Genomic DNA, 1,750 nt, shown 5'->3' on the forward strand with positions numbered 1-1,750 from the left:
GACCCACGCGGCGCGTCGGCGGCATGCTGGGGTGGCACGCTGCCGCGCCAGGCGCCGGTCTCGTTGCCGCGAGACTCGATGAAGTCCTTGAAGCGGCGCAGGTCGCCCTGGACGCGCAGGCGGACGAGTTGAAGCCAGTCGCCGGCGGTTTCAACGAAGCCCTCGGGGTCGTACCCCATCTGGAGGGTGACGCGGGTGGTGGCCTCGTCGAGGCGATGGAAGGTGACGACGCCGGCCTGGTGGGGCTTGTCGAGCGTGCGCCAGGCGACGCGCTCGTCAGGGTGCTGCTCGGTGATCTCGGTCTCGAACTCGCGCTTCACCCCGGCGATCTCAGCCAGCCAGGTGGCGCGGGTGTCGGTGTGCTGCTTGACCGACTCCACCCCTTCCATGAATTCGGGGAACGTCTCGAACTGCGTCCACTGGTTGTAGGCGACGCGGATCGGGACCTTGACGTCTACGGAGTACTCGATCGTGCTCATGGGGCTGCTCCCTGCCCGTCCTGAATCGCGGCTAACGTCCATGCGGCCGATGGGCATGGGGATATGCCGCTCAAGCTGCGCGATTGCGAAATTTGGCTATCGGCCTCTCGCTCATCGAGGCCATGGTGATCGGTTTGCCCGTCGACGCCCTCTCTGCCGCCGACGCGATCGAGTGATGCCGGTCATGGAGATGTCGTAAAAGCCTTCGACAGACCGGTCACATCCAAGACCCTCCGCCAAATGCCGTGCATAGGAGGGTGAGGCGTAGCCTCGGCACTCCTCGCGGTGAAGGCTCTACCTGCGGGTCGTTTACCGCGAACTCATCGGGTAGCCGACACCCGGCTCTCCGGCTCAAAAGAAGCGCAGCCTGGAGCCAGCATTCATGATTCCGCGAAGAACGTGGCCGTGTCGCAGATGGTCAATTCTTTCAAAGAGGACATCGTCATCGGCCGTCCAGTCGCCGGCCGGCTGTACTGGTTCTGACATCAGGTTCTGCGCCATTCAGTGAATGGAGCCGGGTCCGCTCGAGGTTCGACAATGCAGCGGACTCGGCAATGGCACACATCGGATACTTTCTGAGGCGCTGAACGAGCACATCATCGACTCCCGCCGGCCGCCGGCCGCCGAACGACTGGAGATGCTGGAGGAGGCGATCGAGGTGATGCGTCGGCTGTGGAGCGGTGATCTGACCACCCACCGCGGAACGCACTATTCCGTCGACAGCGCGCGGCCCCGATCCCGAGGTACATGTCAAAGCGATCCAGGAGGACGTGGACGCCGGGTTCGACGAGGTCTACATCAGCCAGATCGGCACCGAGCATGACGCCTTCTTCGAGTTCTACACCCGCGAGGTCCTGCCCCGGCTGCGGTAGTCGTAAGAGAACGTGCTGGCCAGTGGAGCTCGACACCCGCCCACCCCGGCACCACCCACCTCATGTGCGCTGGGTGGGCCTGCGTACCCGGCCCAGTGGCCAGGTCGCCTCCATCCGCTCATCGCGCGGTTCGGCGCTGATGACAGCCGGATGACCTCCAAGAGCGGTCGTTCCGCATGTGACCGGCTTCCCCGGGTAGGAGGGGCCGCCGGATCTCATCCTGGGGAGGCCGATATGCCACTGAACGTCATTGACCTGATCACCGCCGATCATCGCGACGTGGAGGCGATCTTCGACAAGCTGTACAAGCAGCCGGAGAACCGCCCCGCATTGTTGGCCGAGCTTGCCGCGAAGTTCACCGCGCATGCCCGTGCCGAAGAGAGCGAGGTCTACTCCGAG

2 protein-coding genes are annotated in these 1,750 nt (G+C 64.5%); both read right to left on the reverse strand.

The window, feature by feature from the left end; all coding sequences use genetic code 11:
* A partial coding sequence (locus DAT37_RS13160) for an SRPBCC family protein (RefSeq protein WP_109525031.1) occupies positions 1-479 on the reverse strand: 479 nt, incomplete at its 3' end.
* Between the two features lie 351 nt (positions 480-830).
* On the reverse strand, positions 831-980 hold the full coding sequence (locus tag DAT37_RS44090; protein ID WP_157978477.1) for a hypothetical protein: 150 nt from the start codon (positions 978-980) through the stop codon (positions 831-833).
* Positions 981-1,750: the final 770 nt, after the last annotated feature.

The organism is Nocardia aurea (assembly GCF_003123685.1).
Lineage (GTDB): Bacteria > Actinomycetota > Actinomycetes > Mycobacteriales > Mycobacteriaceae > Nocardia > Nocardia aurea.